The 16,735-nt window shown below is 64.8% G+C and carries 17 protein-coding genes; 8 read left to right on the forward strand and 9 right to left on the reverse strand.

What is annotated here, in order from left to right:
• The first annotated feature begins 100 nt into the window (after positions 1-100).
• Positions 101-1,141 (forward strand): LacI family DNA-binding transcriptional regulator, encoded by a 1,041-nt coding sequence (locus PYR64_RS19775; protein WP_275777179.1) that lies wholly within the window; start codon positions 101-103, stop codon positions 1,139-1,141.
• Positions 1,142-1,165: 24 nt separating this feature from the next.
• Here PYR64_RS19775 and PYR64_RS19780 read toward each other — a convergent pair whose 3' ends face one another.
• The 5 genes from PYR64_RS19780 to PYR64_RS19800 form a co-directional block, all read right to left on the reverse strand.
• Positions 1,166-1,465 carry a helix-turn-helix domain-containing protein gene (locus tag PYR64_RS19780; RefSeq protein WP_018778431.1) on the reverse strand — a complete coding sequence of 100 codons (300 nt, stop codon included), beginning with the start codon at positions 1,463-1,465 and terminating at the stop codon, positions 1,166-1,168.
• Positions 1,462-1,866 (reverse strand): VOC family protein, encoded by a 405-nt coding sequence (locus tag PYR64_RS19785; protein ID WP_275777181.1) that lies wholly within the window; start codon positions 1,864-1,866, stop codon positions 1,462-1,464. The genes PYR64_RS19780 and PYR64_RS19785 overlap by 4 nt, the downstream gene beginning before the upstream one ends.
• A 115-nt stretch (positions 1,867-1,981) precedes the next feature.
• Complete coding sequence (locus PYR64_RS19790) at positions 1,982-2,977, reverse strand: bile acid:sodium symporter family protein (RefSeq protein ID WP_018778429.1); 996 nt, start codon at positions 2,975-2,977, stop codon at positions 1,982-1,984.
• 96 nt (positions 2,978-3,073) lie between these two features.
• Positions 3,074-4,570 (reverse strand): SulP family inorganic anion transporter, encoded by a 1,497-nt coding sequence (locus PYR64_RS19795; RefSeq protein ID WP_275777184.1) that lies wholly within the window; start codon positions 4,568-4,570, stop codon positions 3,074-3,076.
• 6 nt (positions 4,571-4,576) lie between these two features.
• A complete protein-coding gene (locus PYR64_RS19800) occupies positions 4,577-5,683 on the reverse strand; it encodes a RelA/SpoT domain-containing protein (RefSeq protein WP_018778427.1) in 1,107 nt (368 codons plus the stop codon).
• A 110-nt stretch (positions 5,684-5,793) separates the two neighbouring features.
• Here PYR64_RS19800 and PYR64_RS19805 point away from each other — a divergent pair, with 110 nt between their 5' ends.
• Together PYR64_RS19805 and PYR64_RS19810 are read left to right on the forward strand one after the other, a co-directional pair.
• Positions 5,794-6,615, forward strand: coding sequence for an alpha/beta hydrolase (locus tag PYR64_RS19805; RefSeq protein ID WP_039239051.1), 822 nt, complete (start codon positions 5,794-5,796; stop codon positions 6,613-6,615).
• A 40-nt stretch (positions 6,616-6,655) separates the two neighbouring features.
• Positions 6,656-7,591, forward strand: coding sequence for a carbohydrate kinase (locus PYR64_RS19810; RefSeq protein WP_110504841.1), 936 nt, complete (start codon positions 6,656-6,658; stop codon positions 7,589-7,591).
• A 13-nt stretch (positions 7,592-7,604) separates the two neighbouring features.
• On the opposite strand, the gene PYR64_RS19815 is transcribed toward PYR64_RS19810, so the two are convergent.
• Complete coding sequence (locus PYR64_RS19815) at positions 7,605-8,663, reverse strand: glutathione S-transferase family protein (protein WP_018778424.1); 1,059 nt, start codon at positions 8,661-8,663, stop codon at positions 7,605-7,607.
• Positions 8,664-8,748: 85 nt separating this feature from the next.
• On the opposite strand from PYR64_RS19815, the gene PYR64_RS19820 reads away from it, so the two are divergent.
• Positions 8,749-9,558, forward strand: a complete 810-nt coding sequence (locus PYR64_RS19820) for an HAD family hydrolase (RefSeq protein WP_200942166.1) — start codon at positions 8,749-8,751, stop codon at positions 9,556-9,558.
• Here the strand turns inward: PYR64_RS19820 and PYR64_RS19825 are convergent.
• Both PYR64_RS19825 and PYR64_RS19830 read right to left on the reverse strand, forming a co-directional pair.
• Positions 9,555-10,436, reverse strand: a complete 882-nt coding sequence (locus tag PYR64_RS19825) for an isoprenylcysteine carboxylmethyltransferase family protein (RefSeq protein ID WP_275780011.1) — start codon at positions 10,434-10,436, stop codon at positions 9,555-9,557. The two genes, PYR64_RS19820 and PYR64_RS19825, sit on opposite strands and share 4 nt — an antisense overlap.
• A gap of 53 nt (positions 10,437-10,489) precedes the next feature.
• Positions 10,490-11,356, reverse strand: coding sequence for an NAD-dependent epimerase/dehydratase family protein (locus tag PYR64_RS19830; RefSeq protein WP_275777189.1), 867 nt, complete (start codon positions 11,354-11,356; stop codon positions 10,490-10,492).
• 133 nt (positions 11,357-11,489) lie between these two features.
• On the opposite strand from PYR64_RS19830, the gene PYR64_RS19835 reads away from it, so the two are divergent.
• Together PYR64_RS19835 and PYR64_RS19840 are read left to right on the forward strand one after the other, a co-directional pair.
• A complete protein-coding gene (locus PYR64_RS19835) occupies positions 11,490-11,738 on the forward strand; it encodes a hypothetical protein (protein WP_039239057.1) in 249 nt (82 codons plus the stop codon).
• 80 nt (positions 11,739-11,818) lie between these two features.
• The gene (locus PYR64_RS19840; RefSeq protein ID WP_210078025.1) at positions 11,819-12,598 is read left to right on the forward strand and encodes a glycerophosphodiester phosphodiesterase; all 780 of its coding nucleotides are present in this window, start codon (positions 11,819-11,821) and stop codon (positions 12,596-12,598) included.
• 15 nt (positions 12,599-12,613) lie between these two features.
• Here PYR64_RS19840 and PYR64_RS19845 read toward each other — a convergent pair whose 3' ends face one another.
• Positions 12,614-14,437, reverse strand: a complete 1,824-nt coding sequence (locus tag PYR64_RS19845) for a sugar-binding domain-containing protein (protein WP_275780013.1) — start codon at positions 14,435-14,437, stop codon at positions 12,614-12,616.
• A 73-nt stretch (positions 14,438-14,510) separates the two neighbouring features.
• Between PYR64_RS19845 and PYR64_RS19850 the strand changes: the two genes are divergently transcribed.
• Both PYR64_RS19850 and PYR64_RS19855 read left to right on the forward strand, forming a co-directional pair.
• Entirely contained in the window at positions 14,511-15,473 is a 963-nt protein-coding gene (locus PYR64_RS19850; RefSeq protein WP_275777193.1) for a D-2-hydroxyacid dehydrogenase family protein, read from the forward strand.
• Positions 15,474-15,578: 105 nt separating this feature from the next.
• The gene (locus tag PYR64_RS19855; protein WP_018778416.1) at positions 15,579-16,721 is read left to right on the forward strand and encodes a glycerate kinase; all 1,143 of its coding nucleotides are present in this window, start codon (positions 15,579-15,581) and stop codon (positions 16,719-16,721) included.
• Positions 16,722-16,735: the final 14 nt, after the last annotated feature.

Raw genomic sequence — 16,735 nt, forward strand, 5'->3', positions numbered from 1 at the left:
TTGGCTCCCGCAATTGTTAACGTTCACAACTAAGTGCGTCAAGGGGAGTCCACCTCGGTGAAGATAGAGTTCAAGAATCAATCGTCTGTCAGGAGCCGCCGTGAGCAAGGGACTCAAGCCCACCATCCGGGATGTTGCCACGGCAGCGGGCGTATCGCTGACCACCGTCTCTTACGTGCTTTCCGGCCGCCACGGAGGTACTACCCGGATCAGCCAGCCCACCCAGGACCGCGTCCTGTCGGCCGTGAAGGAGTTGGGCTACGTTCCCAACCAGGCCGCGCGCGGGATGCGGCGCGGCAAGACAGACGTGGTGGCCGTCGCGATTGGAAACCTCGAATGGCCGTGGGATCGGGCGTTGGCCACTGCAGCGGCGCGCATCCTTCCGGAACGTGGCTATCAGCCTGTGATCCTCTTGGGCGAGGACTGGCGGAAATTCATGATGTCCGGCGGCGCGGACGGTGTCATCATCGGGTACTTCCCGGAGGCGAAAACGGAGGACGAAACCGTCACGGAACTGGCTCGCCGCGGCGTAGCCCAGGTGGTGATTTCGGAAACCATGAATCCTGCCGGATTCGACGTCCTCGCGCCCGAGACCGACGCCGGGCTGGCGGACTGCATGGAGTTCCTGACGGCGTCACATCGAAGGATCGCTTGCATTCGGAGGTCGGATTCCACTGACCGGCCCAAGAGCCGGTTCGCTGCTTACGCCAGTGGGCTTGAAAAGGCGGGCATTCCGCTCGATCAGTCCCTCGTGCGGACCTCTCACCATCGCCCGGCCGAGGCGTATCAGTCGGCGCTTGAACTGCTGCAGCTTCCGGTCCGCCCCACGGCCATCCTCTGCACTGACGACATGGAAGCGCTCCAGGCGGTACGGGCCGCCTTCCGGCTGGGCCTGCGCGTGCCTGAGGACGTGCAGATCGTAGGAGTGGGGAACTCCACCGAGGGGCAGGAGTTCGATCCCGCACTGACGACGGTGGGTCCCGATCCCATTTTCGAGAAGGTGGTCCGGATGCTGCTCGACCGCCTGGAGGGAACGGCTCCCGCCGACGGCGTCCGGGTCGCCTCTCCGTGGAAGCTGCACCGTCGCGGCACCACGGTGGACGCCACCACGGTGGACGGCAGCAAGACGGCGCCGCAGTAGCGTCACGACCGCGGCGCAAAAGGTCTACGTCTGGGCGTCGTTCCCGGGCAACTCCTCGCCCCAACGGGCCAGCGCGTTGATTGCTTCGCCCAGGGCCCGCCCTCTATCGGTCAGCGTGTAGGCCCGGGTGTTGTGGCGCAGGGGCAGCCGGGACAGGACGCCGGCGGCTTCGAGCTCACGCAGGCGCGTCGCGAGCATGTTGGTCGGCACTCCGAGGTCCCGCTGCAAATCGCCGTAGCGTTGTGGCCCGTCGAGCAGCCGTTCAACGATGAGCAGGGCCCACCGTGAGCCGACGACGTCGAGGGCCGCGGCGAGGTTGCTCACGCGGTCGGATCGGAGTCCGGCTTCATCCAAAACGGCGAGTAGTGGTAGCCATCGGGGTCGTCGAACTGGCGCTGGTACATGAAGGGGTAGTCGTCGGTGTCACCGATCCGCCCGCCGGCGGCGCCGGCGCGTTCGGTGATCTCGTCCACTGCTTCGCGGCTGCCGAGGTCGAAGGAGACCGTGACCTTCGAGGGAGTGTCAGGTCCACCGACCAGCTCCTCGGCGCCACCGACGCTGGCGTACATCTCACGGCTGCCGAGCATGACGTACTGCTCGGGGGCGATCGCGAAACACGACACGTTGTGATCGGACATCTCGGTGTTGAGGGTCCAGCCGAGGGCGGTATAGAAGGCGGTGGCACGTTCGACGCTCTCAACCGGGCAAGTAATAAAGAGGCTCATGCGGTCATACTTGCAAAATGCAAGTGCGGCGTCAAGACCCCGAGGCCCGCGACTTTCGGGCCTCGTAGAAGCCTTAAGGACTGAGGCCGGAAGCCAGTCCCCAAGAGCGCAAAAGTCAGTCCTTCAGCGGACGTCGCGCGAGCCACGCTGCAACGATCGCACCGGAAACGTTGTGCCACAGCGAGAACACGGCTGAGGGCAGCGCGGCCAAAGCACCGAAGTGTGCTGTGGCCAGGGTCGCGGCAAGTCCGGAGTTCTGCATTCCGACCTCGAACGCCAACGCACGGCGCGCCTTGTCATCCAGGCGGCCGAGCTTGCCTGCCAGGTAGCCGAGGCCAAGACCGAAGCCGTTGTGGAGGACAACAGCCAGGAACACGATGCCGCCTGCTGCCACGATCTTGCTGGCGCTGCCGGCCACAACAATTGCAACGATCAGGGAAATCACGACGGCGGATGCCCACGGAAGTGCCGGAAGCACCTTGGCAACGAGCTTGGAAAGGAACAACCTCGCCAGGAGGCCTGCGATGACGGGAAGCAGCACGGTCTTGACGATGTCCAGGACCATGGCGCCGGCGTCGATGTGGAGGAACGAACCGGCCAGGAACAGCGTCAACGCGGGTGTCACCAGAGGAGCGATCAGCGTTGAGACCGATGCCACGGCAACAGAGAGCGCAACGTCGCCCTTGGCCAGGAAGGCCATCACATTGGACGCGGTACCCGACGGCGCGCAGCCCACCAGGATCAGGCCCACCGCCAGCTCCGGGGGCAGCTGGAGCAGCACGGCAATGAGCCAGCCGGCGCCGGGCATGATCACGTAGTGTGCCACGATGCCGAGTGCTACGGCCCACGGACGCCGGGCCACTGAGGCGAAATCCGGAGGGGTCAGGGTCAGGCCCATGCAGAACATGATGACGCCCAGCAGATACGGGACCGAGACGCCCATGGGTTTGAAGAGGTCCGGTACGAGGAAGCCAAGGACACCGGCAGCCACAACAAGGAGCGGGAACACCGTGACGGCAACCCGCGCAATCCTGGCCTCGGCGGCGAGGGCGGCGTTCACGGGCGCGGCTGTTTCTTCAGACTCTGGTGCGTTATTGGTTGCCTCAAGCATTCATCCATGCTCACACCTGCCCGGCAGCCCGAACGAATTCTTTACTTGCAGGCAGGCGTATATGTCAGATGACCGCTGTTTCTGAACCCAGCCGGGTCAGGAGTTGAGTTTCCCCGCCAGGCGCTCACGCATGCGGACGCTGGCCTCGTTCAGTCCGATGAATTCGACCTCGCGGCCATGGTTCCGGTACTTCTCCGTCACGGAATCCAGCACCGACACGGAGGACGCGTCCCAAATATGCGATCCATGCAGGTCGATGATTACCCGATCTATGCCGTCTGAGGAATCCTTCGCGTAGTCGAACTGCGTATAGAGATCGTTGGAAGAAGCGAAGAACAACTCCCCATCCACGGTGTACGTCGCAACCCTCTCGCCGTTCAGCTCCAGTTCGGTCCGTTCGACGGTCGCGAAATGCGCCACGCGCCGGGCGAACAGCACCATGGCGGCCAGGACGCCGACGCCGACCCCCACCGCCAGGTTGTGCGTCGCCACCACAGCGGCAACAGTCAGGATCATGACGGCGGTCTCGGACTTGGGCAGCCGCTTCAACGTCGATGGCCGTACGGAGTGCCAATCGAACGTGATCAGTGAAACGAAGATCATCACGGCCACCAGGGCAGCCATCGGGATCATGCCCACCACGTCACCGAGCACCACTACCAGGAGCAGCAGGAACACCCCGGCCAGGAAGGTCGAGAGCCGGCTCCTTGCACCGGAGCCCTTCACGTTGATCATGGTCTGCCCGATCACCGCGCAGCCGCCCAGGCCACCAAGGAAACCGGTGACGATGTTGGCCACACCCTGCCCCCAAGACACCCGGGTCTTATCGGAGCGGGTGTCCGTGATGTCGTCCACCAGTTTGGCAGTCATGAGTGATTCCAGCAGGCCCACCAGCGCCATGGAAAGGGCGAAGGGAGCGATGATCCGGAACGTCTCCAGGTTCAGTGGAACGTTGGGCAGGAAGAATCCTGGCAGGCTGTCCGGGAGTTCGCCCTTGTCGCTGACGGTGGGAACATCGATGTTGCCGAGGGCTGTCACCAGGGTGATGGCCACGATCGCCACCAGCGGTGCGGGAATGGCAGTGGTGAGCCGAGGCAGCCCGAACACGATCACCAAACCAACAATGACAATCGGGTAGACCATCCAGGGCACGTTGAAGAGTTCCGGCATCTGGGACATGAACACCAGGATGGCCAGGGCATTGACGAAGCCGATCATCACCGAACGGGGAATGAACCGCATCAGCCGCGTCACACCGAGGACCGCCAGCATGACCTGGAAGACGCCGGCCAGGATGATCGTAGCGATCAGGTAGTCGAGTCCGTGCTCCTTCATGACGGGGGCAATCACCAACGCCACGGCTCCCGTCGCAGCGGAGATCATGGCCGGGCGGCCACCCACCAGAGCCGTCACCACGCCCATGGTGAACGATGCGAACAAGCCAATACGCGGATCCACGCCGGCAATCACCGAGAATGCGATGGCTTCCGGGATCAAGGCCAAAGCCACCACGAGTCCCGCGAGGGACTCCGTCAGCAGCCGGCGGGGCGAGCGAAAAGTCGCCCGCAATGACATGAGTTGCTCCGGAGTCATGGGTCCTTACAGTGCAGTCTGGCGGTAGCGCTCAATCTGCTTAAGACGACGCTGGAGGCTGTCGCGCCGCGGGTGCGGAACGGCGTCGGGCGCCTCAGCAGTGAGATCAATGTGTTCGGTTCCGTACTGCCACAACAGGAGGTCATCCAGGAGGCGGTCGGGACCGGGTGAGTAGCGATGGTCCAGGGCCTTGCGGACCTCTGTGATCCGGTTGGCGCTGAGAAGCCCGGCCAGTTCCACGGTCTTGGTAAGTCCGTGGGCGGCAAGCAGCTCGGCGGCCCATCCCCAGTCGTCATCAACTTTACGGTCAACGTGCGGCAGGAGCGTACGCCAGACGTCACGAACCCGGTTGGGAGTCAGGGGCGAGCCGCCTTCACCCTCCAGATCCCAATAGCCGCGGACTTCCTCGTACCGCTCGTGAAGGTCCGCGAAAGCGCTCTCAACCGTCTCCAACATGGCGGCCGTGGCCGTGAACTGCCGGTCGAAATGCGGGGTCCATGCGCGCGGGTCCTCCGCCTTGAAGCGGATGTCGTGCTCGATCTCGCTCCAGGCGTGCGCGAAAACAGTACGGATCTGGCATTCAAAGAAGTAGCTGCCGTTGGCTGGCATGTCCGGATTGAAGACGTGCTGGTACTCCTTGACCGTTTCATTCTGGATGGTGCGCAGGATGAGGTGGCGGCTGGAGTAGCCATAAGTGCCGGACTCGATGGAACCGATGTCCTTCTCGCGGTCGCCCCGGCAATCGAAGAGCTGGCGCTGACGCTTGATGATGTTGGCCACCGCTGCGTTCTCCGCAGGGAGCTTGGTGATGACACGGATGCCCACCATGTCGTTCAACGTGCGGAAAGGGTCCGGGAATTTCAGGACGCGCGGACCACCCGGTTCCAGGGGATCATCCGTGCGGGAGATTTTTTCCCGGAACGACTCCACGGTCTTGGTCCGGCCGGTGACGAACAACGGGGTGACTTCAGCGTCGTTCAACATGTCCCGCAGGGTCAGCAGTACGTCCCGCGTGACCCGCTTCAAAGCAGGGCGGACACGCTCGTAGAGGGCCACATTCGCATCCACTGCATCCCGCTGGGCCTGGTCCAGGCTGTCCCAATTGCTTGCCATGCCCCCAGCTTACGTGGCGGCTGCGACACTGAACCGGGCCACCCGCCGTCGGGGTGCCTCTAGCCAAACTTCGGAACCGTCACGATAGGCTCAGTACAAAGGAGGGCGCAATGTTGCGGCACAAGTACAGCTACGGCGAACACCCCAGTCAGTGGGGCGAACTCTTCATACCTGAACCGAACAACGGAAACCATCGCGGCGCATCAGCTGTGGCCGGTGGAGTAGCCGTTGTGATCCATGGCGGCTACTGGCGCTCGCAATACGGCGCGGAGCTCGGCGAACCGCTGGCGCGGGACCTCGCAGCGCACGGAATCACCGCCTGGAACCTTGAATACCGGCGCGCCGGGAACGGCGGTGGATGGCCCCATACGTTCGAGGACATCCTGGCCGGGATCGACCACCTGTCGCAGATAGCCGGGGACCACGACCTCCAGCTCGGCAAAGTGGTGGCACTGGGCCACTCGGCCGGTGGTCACCTCGCGGTATGGGCTGCGGGCAGGCACCGCCTCTCTGCCATCGGAGCCCCCGACGCCGACCGCCAGCTCCAGCGGGCACCGGAGGACAACGCCGTGCACCTGACGGGCGTGGTGAGCCAGTCCGGCCTCCTGAACCTTGCGGCAGCCGAGAAGCTCAACCTCAGCAACGGCGCCGTCTGCAACCTGATGGGCGGGGATTCGGCCAGATTCCCCAAACGGCATAAATACGCCGACCCCATGAGCTCGCTGCCGATCAACGTTCCCGTCTATGCCGTTCACGCCACGGAAGACGAGGACGTTCCTGCAAGCCAGTCCGAGGCCTACGTTGCCGCAGCCACGGCGGCCGGGAGCTCCGCCCAGCTGCTGCGGGTCCCGGGCGACCATTTCGACCTCATCGACCCCAAGGCCGTTGCCTACAAGAAGTGCCGCGAGTTGGTGCAGCGACTGCTGTCGTAATTGTTGGGCCGCTGCGCTTCACCTCTGGCAGAGTTGACCCATGCTGACAGTCATTGGTGAGGCCCTGGTAGACGTCGTCCAACGCTCCTCTGGAATTGAGGCGCACGTTGGCGGCAGTCCGCTTAACGTCGCCGTGGGCTTGGCCAGGCTGGACCACCCGGTGCAGTTCATCGGCCGCTACGGCAAGGACGCCTACGGAGACTCCGTCGCAGCGCACCTGCGCTCAAGCTCCGTGATGGTGCCGCTTCCGCCGGATGAGAAGCCAACCAGCGTGGCCACCGCCCGGATCGACGACGACGGCGCCGCCACCTACGCCTTCGACCTCACCTGGGAACTCCCCGGCCTCGCCGGTAGGTTGCCCCTGATGCTGCAGGGCGCCACGTTGCTGCACACGGGCTCCATTGCCACCTTCCTGGAGCCTGGCGCCGCGGAGGTTCTTGCCGCCGTCGAGCATGCCCACCCGAACAGCACCATCAGCTTCGACCCCAACTGCCGGCCAAGCATCATTACGGACGTTGAGTACGCGCGGACGCAGGCCGAGCGCTTCGTAGCGCTGGCCGACGTCGTGAAGGCTTCCGACGAAGACCTCGAGTGGCTGTATCCCGGCGTCGATCCTACGGAATCCGCGCGTCGCTGGCTGTCCCTGGGCGGCGAGGAAGGTCCGGCCCTGGTGGTGGTGACGCGCGGTTCACGCGGCCCGTGGGGTATCACCCGGGCCGGCGAAACCCAAGTTCCGGCTCCGTCCGTGAATGTCGTGGACACCGTGGGTGCCGGCGACTCGTTCATGGCAGGGCTGCTGTCCGCGATTGTGGATCATGGTTTGGACGGCGCGCAGAACCGCGGGGAACTGCGGGCCATGCCCGCAGAAATGCTCGCGGCGATCATGGAACATGCCAGTCGCGCCGCCGCCGTGACCGTTTCACGCGCCGGCGCCAACCCGCCGACGCGTGCCGAGCTGAACCACGGGCCGGCCTGACACGCACCAGCGGCTAGCCGGCGCCATGCCCCGGTGCTACTTCTTCCCCGGCCTTCACCGGACCCGGGGGAGTGCCGTCTCCGAACGGACTGCCGCCCAGGGATTCCCGTCCATGGGGCGTCAGCCAGCCGGACAGATCCGGACCGGCGGGGACAATCTGCGTGGGATTAATGTCTTCGTGGACGATGTAGTAGTGCTGCTTGATCTGGACGAAGTCGATGGTGTCCCCAAAGCCGGGTGTCTGGAAGAGGTCCCTTGCGTAGCCCCACAACGCAGGCATTTCGCTGAGCTTGTTCCGGTTGCACTTGAAGTGTCCGTGATAGACGGCGTCGAAGCGTGCCAAGGTGGTGAAGAGCCGGACGTCAGCCTCAGTGATGGAGTCGCCCACAAGATACCGCTGGCTGCTGAGCCGTTCTTCCAGCCAGTCCAAAGCAGTCCACAGGCGCGCGTAGGCGGCGTCGTAGGCTTCCTGTGATCCTGCGAAGCCGCATCGGTAGACGCCGTTGTTGACCTCGGTAAATACGCGCTTGTTGACCTGGTCGATTTCCTCGCGGAGGTGCTCCGGATACAGCTGGGGCGCCCCGGGGCGGTGGAACTCCGTCCACTCCGTGGAAAAGTCGAGCGTGATCTGCGGGTAGTTGTTGGTCACTACTTCGCCGCTGGGGATATCGACAATGGCCGGGACGGTGATGCCTCGCGGGTAGTCCGGGAAGCGGCGGAAGAACGCCTCCTGCAGGCGCTCGATCCCCAGTACGGGGTCCTTGCCGCCGGGATCAAGGTCGAAAGTCCAGGAGCGGGCATCGTGCGTGGGGCCAGGCTGGCCGAGGCTGATGACATCCTCAAGTCCCAGGAGCCGCCGCACAATTACGGAGCGGTTGGCCCACGGACAAGCGCGGGCCGCGATCAACCTGTAGCGCCCGGGCTCTACGGGCCAGCCGGGCTCTCCGTTTGGGCCGGCAGCGCCGTCGCGGGTGATGCGGTCCTCGATGTAGTTGGTGTCGCGGGTGAACTCACCGCCGGTGACGTACGCGCCGCGTGTGCTGTGTTCTTCGCTCATGGTCTTGTCACTCATCAACTCAGCCTATGCTCCCGGTTTTGGAAATGTGGAGGCTTTCCGGTGCGCAGCCGCCTGTTTCGCTCCAACGTAGACTGGCATGATGCGGCTCGTAGCAAGCGATATAGACGGCACCATCCTCGGTCACGACGGAAAAATCAGTGACCGGACCATCAAGGCATTCCAAGCATGCCGCGATGCCGGAGTGGAACTCGTCTTCGTCACGGGCCGTCCGCCGCGCTGGCTGTACCCGCTCCAGGAGCAGCTCGGGCACAGCGGAATCGTGATCTGTTCCAACGGTGCCGTGGTGTGGGACTTGGAAACGGAGAAGGCACTCTCCTCGTGCGTCCTCGATGCGGAGTCCGTTTTTGAGGCCCGCCGGATCATCAAGTCCATCCGGCCTGACGCCCTGTTCGCTGTGGAGACGCTCACCGGCTTCCAGCTGGAGCCGGGGTTCATCGAAAACGAAACCAGCGAACTGCTTGCCGAGTTCACCCCAAAACCGCTGGACCAGACGCTCACGGCGGATGACGCCGTCGTAAAGTTCCTTGCCATTACCCGCAAGGGGACGCCGGACGAGTTCCTGGCCGAGGTGCAGCCGGCTGTCGCGCACCTCGTGTCCACCACGCACTCAGCTCCCCGGACTGCGATGCTGGAAATGTCCGTGCCGGGGATCAACAAGGCAGTCACGCTGGCCAAGTACGCAGAGTCCCTGGGGATCGAAGCCGCCGATGTTGTGGCGTTCGGGGACATGCCCAATGACATCGAGATGCTCCGCTGGGCCGGCCACGGTTACGCCATGGCCAGCGGGCACCCCGAAGCGATCCTCGCTGCCGGCCGGCAGGCGCCGCATTTCGACGACGACGGCGTGGCCCAGGTTCTCGAGGCGAAACTGACGGAGCAGCGGGTCTAGTTCCGCCCGAAGTTCCGCCCGACGCGGGGAAGCCAACAGCTCACTGACGAACGGTAGCGGCGGAATTCGGCTCCAAAGCGGTTTTCGAGGTCTGCTTCCTCCAGCGGCCGAACGGCGTAGTTCCAGACCAACGAGCCGATCATCGCGTAGGCGACCACGAGCCAGGACCCCAGGATGAGTCCCACCCCGATGCCCTGGGCGATGCCGGCAACGGCCAGCGGATTGCGGACCCAGCGATACGGCCCGGCGATGACGAGGTGGTTGGGCATGGCCGACGGCAGCGGGGTGCCGCGGCCCTTGGATGACATGGTTACAGCGGACGAGACGCCGAGAATGCTCGCCAGCACCAGGACCACGGCGCCTGCGATGACGGCAAACTGCGGGACAGGCAGGGACACCAGCCATCGACCTTCCAACCATGAGATGACCAGCGGGACTGCGACAAGGAAGAAGCCCCAGAAGAGGATCATTTGCGCGATGGTCGCGCTCACGTGGGCCGTTGCAGGCCGGTTCGAAGCGGCGGAGCGGAACGCGAACGGGCCGCGGATGATCCAGTCCGTGGGAACCCGCCCCAGCAGGACGAAGCAGAGCGCCAGGCCTGAGCAGGCGGTAGCGGCAATCATCATCAGGACGCCCAGGCCCGCTTCCGTGGTGAATGTGGCGTAGACAGCCAGCGCGGCTGCCACCAAAGCAGTCCAGCCCGTGGCCACCACGGCCGCCCACCGGATGCCACAAGCTGCGAGGGCCGAACAGAGCACGAACAGCGGAATGTCGAGGGCGGCCACAGCGACGGGGTCAAGGGCGCCCAGGGTGGCTGCACGCACCGGGGGTGCCAGGAAAACCAGGGTCCACCAAGCCAGCCCGGCAACCGCCTGCATTGCGAAGTAGGCCCGCCCCCATCCCTGCTGTCCTGTGGCACGCAGCACGGGCTTCACGGGTGGCGTACGCCCTCGCCGGAAAGCAACGCGCGGTAGCCCTCTTTGTAGCTCGGGAACGTGAACTCGAAACCCGTCGCCCGGAGCCGTTTGTTGGAGCAGCGCTTGTCGCCGGGGCCGGCGTCGGACGGGCCCTCAGGTGCCGCCGTCGGGGGTTCAGGGCACTGCAGCTCGGACGCGAGGAACCGCATGACGTCGCCCATTTCGGCGGCGTGATCGTCAACGCCCACGTAAACCTCTTCCGGGGCAGCTCCCATGGTGGTCAGGTGGACGATCATGGCGGCGGCGTCGTCCCTGTGGACGCGGTTGGTGTGCCGGGGTTGGGCGGGGATGACGGCCTTGCCGCTCCGGACCTGGTCGATCAGCCGGGTGCGTCCCGGGCCGTAGATCCCGCCGAGCCGGAGGGAGATTGGCCGGGTGCCCGTTCCGCGGGTCCGGGCGAACAGCAGTTCCTCCGCTTCCAGCAGGACCTTGCCGCTGAACCGCGTGGGTTCCGTGGGTGTGGACTCGTCCACGACAGCTCCACCGGAATCCTTGTACACAGCGGTGGAGGAGACGAAGAGGATCCGCCGCGGTTCAATGGATTGCCGTTCCAGCGCATCCAGGACGTTCTTCACGCCGTTCAGGTAGGCCGCGCGATAGGCCTCTTCTGTGGAGGCGTCGGCTGCGACGGCCACCACCACAATGTCCACGTCGGCCGGCAACTCCGGGAGCTCCACGGAAAGGTCCGCGTAGACGCCACGGATCTGCGGAGGCAGCTTCCCGGGGGAGCGCCGCAAGCCCACAACCTCGTGGCCCGCCGCAGCGAAGCGAAGTCCGGCTTCGGTTCCAAGGTCGCCGCATCCGGCAATCAACACAGTCATGTCCCTAGTCTTGCAGTTTCAGGCTGTCACCGACTTCCCAGCCTCCATACAACCGGCGTTCACCTTGCGCCCGTAGGCTTCCAGCCACGGACCCGTTCGCATCGTGTCTACCAGTCGAAATGCAGGGGGAATCATGGCCAAGCGCAGGATCAACGATTTCAACACGGCGCCGCTGCGGCGCGTCGAACCGGATCACCACTGGCGCTCCTTGCGCCAGGGCGACCGTGTCAGCGTCACGCTCACGCCCGGGTATGAGTCGGCGGGAGTGATTGACGCCGTCACCGGCGATGCCACCGCCGTGTGGGTGGAGCTCGACGGCGGCCGCGGCAGGACGCTGGTTCACGTCAGCGACGGCGTGGCGATAGTTCCGCACGAAGCCTGACGCGCCAAGCCCGACGCGCGGCGCGTGACCCACGCGCCTGACACGCGCCGTCGGGAGAGCCGTTCGGTTACGCTACGGGTGTGACGCTGCCCTATTTCCTCCGCAAGGACGGTTCGCTGGGCCCTTTGGCCTTCGCGCACCGCGGTTTCTCGTTGGATGGCCTGGAGAACTCCATGGCGGCTTTCAAAGCCGCGGCGGAACTCGGCACCGTGCACCTGGAAACGGACGTCCACACCACGTCGGACGGCGTGCTGCTGGTCTTCCACGACTCTTCCTTGGACCGCGTGACCGATTCTGTCGGCAAGATCGCGGAGTTGACGGCAGCAGAGGTAGCCGGGGCACGAATCGGTGGTGTGGAACCTGTTCCGACCTTTGATGAGTTGGTGGCCGCGTTGCCGGATGCCCGGTTGAACCTGGATATCAAGGATTGGAATTCGGTGCGCCCGATGGCCGAGGCCATTGAGCGGCACGGGATCCATGATCGCGTACTGGTCACCAGCTTTTCCGACAGGCGCCGCAGGGCAGTCCTGGCCAAGCTGTCGAATCGCGTTGCTTCGTCGGCGGGCAGCTCCCTCACCGCTCTGTTTGTCCTCCTGGGCCCCGTGCTGCCGGCACCTTTGGCACGCAGGCTGCTTGCCGGCGTCGACGTTTTCCAGGTTCCTGTCCGCTACGGGCCGGTGCAGGTGGTGACGGCCGGGTTCCTGCGCCGCGCGCACCGCCTGGGCCGCCACGTGCATGTGTGGACCATCAACGAACCCGCCGAGATGGAGCGGCTCCTGGATCTTGGCGTGGACGGGATCGTGTCCGACCGCCTGGATCTGCTCAAGGAAGTCCTGGTCCGTCGAGGCCAGTGGGTCTAGCCAAACTCGGCGGGGTTAGTTCCGGGTTTCGATGGCTGCCGGCCGGACTTGCGCCGCCCGGATCCTCTCGAGGTCGAACTTGGGGCTGCGATCGAACGTGAAGATGCCGTTCTTCTCCTGGAAGACATCCGTCAGCTGCGTGTAGCAGTACCCAAACATGTCCGGATTATCCAGCAGGACGCCACAGAGTCCCTCGAAGCGGGCATAGAGCTCCTCTTCGCTGCTGACGCGCTGGCCGTAGCCCCAGGAACTTTCGACGTCGGTGCCTGCCGCCTCTGCTGCTTGGCGTGCTTCGGCCTCGTTCCACCAGATACCGCCGAATTCGGAGACGAAGTATGGCTGCCCGGCGTACGGCACCGAGTACTCCTCGCCGTCGTCCTTCCGGTTAATGTATGGCTTCCCGTCAGCAAGGCCCTGCTGTTCCATGCGGAAGCGGTCGGGATCTTGTTCGTAAGAGTGGGAATCGTAGATGTCCGTTTCCCGGATCCGGTGGGAGTAGCCTGATGCGTCGATCACGGGCCGTGTGGGGTCCGCGAGCTTGGTGGCCAGGAACATGGCCTGGGTGACGTCGTCCAGAACGGTGAGGCGGTCATGCAGCACCTGGTGGGTCTCGTTGAGGGGACACCAGCCGACGATGGACGGGTGGTTAAAGTCGCGCTGCAGGACTTCCAACCACTGCGCCACAAAGCTGGCAGTCGGTTGTTGGTTGTGGCCGATGGTGCCGCCGCCCGACACGCCCCAGTCACCGAATTCGCCCCACACCAGATAGCCCAAACGGTCCGCGTGGTAGAGGAAACGCTCTTCGAAAACCTTCTGGTGCAACCTGGCGCCGTTGAATCCCGCAGCCATGGACAGCTTGATGTCCTTGACCAAGGCGGCCTCATCGGGGGCGGTCATCAACGAGTCCGGCCAGTAGCCCTGGTCCAGGACCAGCCGCTGGAAAACCGCATTGCCATTGATGCGGACAACCTTGCCGTCCAAGGCAATCGAGCGGATGGCGGCATAACTGCTCACTCGATCCACCACCTCGCCGGTGCCGTCCCGCACGCTCACGTCAAGGTCGTAAAGGAACGGGTCCTCCGGCGACCAGGGGCGCATCGCTTCGGCTGGGACGGTGAGCCGGAGCGACGGCGTGAGGTCCAGGTCTGCCTTGACCTCCGCCTCAATCCGCAGGTCTTCCTTATCGCTGAGGACGGCAGTGACTGTGTGCCCGCTCCGGTTCCGGCTGAGCGGGACCTCCACCGTGATGCTTGAATCGGCCAGGCTGGGGGTCATCCGGAGGCGCTTGATGTAAACCTCGGGCACGGCCTCCATCCACACCGTCTGCCAGATTCCGGTGGTGCGCGTGTACTGGCAATGCGTGTTGTTGTACCAGGTGGCCTGCTTGCCGCGTGCCTGCATCCCGTGCCGCGAGTCCCTGGCGCGGACAACGATAACGGCATCCGTCCCAGGCTCCGCGATGCCACCCAGATCGGCCGTGAACGGCGTGAAACCACCCCTGTGCCGCGCAACTTCGACGCCATTCACCCAGACTGTCGCGTCGTGGTCCACAGCGCCGAAGTGGAGGAGCACGTTGTGTCCGGACCACTCCGGGGGAATGCTCACGGTCCTGCGGTACCAGACGGCTTCCATGAAATCGACGTGCTCGATCCCGGAAAGGGCCGATTCCGGGGCGAACGGGACCAGAATCGAGCTGTTGAGTTCGCGGGTGGCGAGCCCGCGCTCCACGCCGGAGTCCCCGGCGTCGATCTCAAAACCCCAGGTGCCGTTGAGGTTCATCCACTTGTCGCGGACCAGTTGCGGGCGGGGGTGCTCGGGCTTGGGCATGGCGGAGGTCACATTTTGCGTCACACTCAAAAACCTAACGTGAGATGGTGGTCAGTACCACCAGCCGCTGCGGGAGGAGACAGCCGTGACGAAGTTCCGTTTAGCCATTCTTGACGACTACCAGCAGGTTTCCGGGGACTACGCTCCTTGGGATTCACTGCCCGACGACGGCGTGAAGGTCAGCGTTTTCAGCGCACCGTTCGTCTCGGAGGAGCAGGCCGTGGCCGCGTTGACGCCGTTCGACATCGTTGTCGCGATGCGTGAGCGGACCCGCTTTCCGCAAAGTGTCCTGGATTCCTTGCCCAATCTGAAGCTTCTGGTGACCACCGGCATGGCCAATGCCGCGATTGACATGGAGGCCGCATCTGAGCGGGGGATCGTGGTGTGCGGAACGGGTGGATCACCTGCCGCGGCGCCGGAGCTCACCTGGGCCCTGCTGCTCGCTTTCGCACGGAACCTGCCTGTGGAGGAGAACTCACTGCGGGCGGGGGAGTGGCAGACCGGCGTCGGATTTGAACTTGAAGGCAAGACGCTTGGCATTGTTGGCCTGGGGAAGATCGGTAAGCGCATGGCCGGGTACGCCAAGGCGTTCGGCATGGACGTCCTCGCATGGAGCCAGAACCTCACCGCGGAGACCGCTGAGGCGGCAGGTGCCCGCTTGGTCAGTAAAGAGGAGTTGTTCAGTGAGTCGGACATCGTGACGCTGCACCTGCGGCTCTCCGAGCGAACCGAGGGCATTGTGGGTTCGGAGGAATTGCGCCTTCTGGGTCCCGACGGGGTCTTGGTCAATACCGCCCGGGGCCCCTTGGTTGACGAGGTTGCCCTGATCCGTGCCCTGGAGGAGGGCTGGATCCGGGGCGCCGCCCTTGATGTCTTCGAGGAGGAGCCCCTTCCCGCAGGGCACGCGCTCCTGCATTCCCGGCGGACTGTCCTCACGCCGCACATCGGGTACGTGACGCACGAGAGCTACCGGAAGTTCTACGGGGAGGCGTTTGAGGACGTCAAGGCCTGGTTGGCGGGTGACCCTGTGCGGATGCTGGGCGGGTAGTCCCCTGGTGCGAGGGGAGACGTGCGGCGGGAACTACTGCGACGACGTCAACGCAACGTTACGTTCGGGCAAGCGCTTTCCCGGCAAAGCTGGCAAGATGGTCCCATGCGTATCCTCATTGCCCCGGACAAGTTCAAGGGATCCCTGACCGCCGCCGAAGCCGCGTCTGCCATGGCCGAGGGCGCGCTCCGCGTTTACCCGGATGCCGTCACCACGCAGTTCCCGGTAGCCGACGGCGGCGAAGGCACGCTGGATGCCGCCATTGCCGCGGGCTATGAGGAACGGAACAACGCCGTAGTTGGTCCCATCCTCAAGCCGGTCGGTGCCTCGTGGGGGATCCGGAAGGACTCCTTCGGCGGGGTGACCGCTGTGATCGAAACGGCCATGGCCTCAGGCCTGGCGCATATGGAGCCGACTCCGGAGAACTCCCTGCGCGCCCACAGCTACGGTTGCGGGCAACTGATCGCCGCCGCCCTGGATGCCGGGGCCACTGAGATCGTGCTCGGTGTGGGCGGCTCGGCAATGTCCGACGGCGGCAGCGGAGCCTTGCGTGCGCTGGGGCTCAAACCGCTCGATACGGCAGGAAATGTGGTCCCGCTGGGCGGCGGCTCACTCGCAGACGCAGTTGCCCTCGACGTCTCGGAGCTGGATCCCCGGCTGTCGGCCGTGAAGTTCCGCATCGCCGTCGACGTCCGGAACCCGCTGTACGGGCCGGAAGGTGCCGCGCACGTTTTCGGTCCGCAAAAGGGTGCGGATGAGGACGCGGTCGAAAAGCTCGACGCCGGGCTCCGCAACTGGGCATCGCTCCTTCGGGAAACCACCGGCCGCGACGTGAACGTTCCGGGAGCTGGAGCGGCGGGCGGGTTCCCGGCGTCGTTCCTGGCGTTTACGGATGCTGCGCTGGAAGGTGGTTTCGCGCTGGTGGCCGGTCTCACCGGGCTCGCCTCGCACTTGAGCGAGGCCGATCTTGTGATTACCGGGGAGGGGTCCATGGATGAACAGTCCCTCACCGGAAAGGCGCCCATCGCACTGGCTGACGCGGCCAGCGTGCACGGTATTCCGGTGATCGCGGTGGCAGGCCGTATCACTGTGACCCCCGAGGATCTCGCGAAGCACGGGATCGTGGCTGCGGCGCAGTTGCTGGACGTCGCGCAGCGCAAAGACGGCGTTCCGGATGTTGCCGATGCAGTCGCCAACGCCGCCAAGTACTTGGCGTGGGCGACCAGCCAGGTTCTCGAGGGCGCCTAGGTTCGCCCGGCAGA

This window comes from Paenarthrobacter sp. Y-19 (genome assembly GCF_029223985.1).
In the GTDB taxonomy this organism is placed as follows: domain Bacteria; phylum Actinomycetota; class Actinomycetes; order Actinomycetales; family Micrococcaceae; genus Arthrobacter; species Arthrobacter nicotinovorans.